This is a genomic window from Pseudotabrizicola sediminis, from assembly GCF_004745575.1.
Taxonomy (GTDB): domain Bacteria; phylum Pseudomonadota; class Alphaproteobacteria; order Rhodobacterales; family Rhodobacteraceae; genus Pseudotabrizicola; species Pseudotabrizicola sediminis.
This window is the reverse complement of record NZ_RPEM01000057.1, coordinates 1-774: the sequence shown is the minus strand read 5'-3', so window position 1 is coordinate 774 and position 774 is coordinate 1. Positions and strand designations below refer to the sequence as shown.

The following is a 774-nucleotide window of genomic DNA, read 5'->3' as shown; positions in this document are numbered from 1 at the left end:
GTCGCGCCGATGGGCCGCTGAACCTGCTGGTGGACAGTACCGGGATCAAGTTTCTGGGCGACGGCGCCCTCTCGTGGTTTGCTTGCAAACCACTGCCGGGTAACAAATGGCAGGCGCGCAAGCATGGCGTTCAGGGCCGACGCCAATCGTTGCCCGGCAACGGTTTGCATGCAAACCGTGAGAGGGGGCGCAAGGTGCATCTGGCCATGGATACGGTCACTTCGGATATCCGGGCGGTGGAATTCACCCCCAGCAGCGACGGCGATAGTCCGGTCTTGCCGGAGCTGCTCGACCAGATCCCCGAAGGTGAGATGATCGGCACGGTGACCGCGGATGGGGCGTATGATATGCGCCGATGCCACACAGCCATCATCGACCGACAGGCCACCCCGATCATCCCGATCCGAAAGAACGGGCGACCTTGGAAAGAGGACTGCCCGGCGGCGCTCGACATTGTCCTCGGACCAATGGCGGACAATGTCTCGCCCAGAAACGAAACTCTGCGCGCCACCCGGCACTACGGGCGGGCCTTCTGGAACCGCTGGACCGGATATCACGTCCGAAGCCGGATCGAGGCAAAAATGCGGTGCCTGAAGGCCTTTGGCGAACGCATCGCTGCAAGACACCCCGACAGCCAAACCGCCGAAATCCAAATCCGCGTCGCCCTTATCAACCGCTTCAACGCCCTCGGCACCGCCGAGATCGTTCGCGTGGCCTGAGTTCAATGGGGAAAGGGCCAGTCACGCTTCAAGCTTGAGTTGCGCAACAACGCCG

The 774-nt window shown here is 62.3% G+C and carries 1 protein-coding gene; it reads left to right on the top strand.

Going from position 1 to position 774, the window contains the following annotated elements; translation table 11 throughout:
- A partial coding sequence (locus tag EEB11_RS19280) for an IS5 family transposase (protein ID WP_135434207.1) occupies nt 1-719 on the top strand: 719 nt, incomplete at its 5' end.
- Between the last annotated feature and the right edge of the window lie 55 nt (nt 720-774).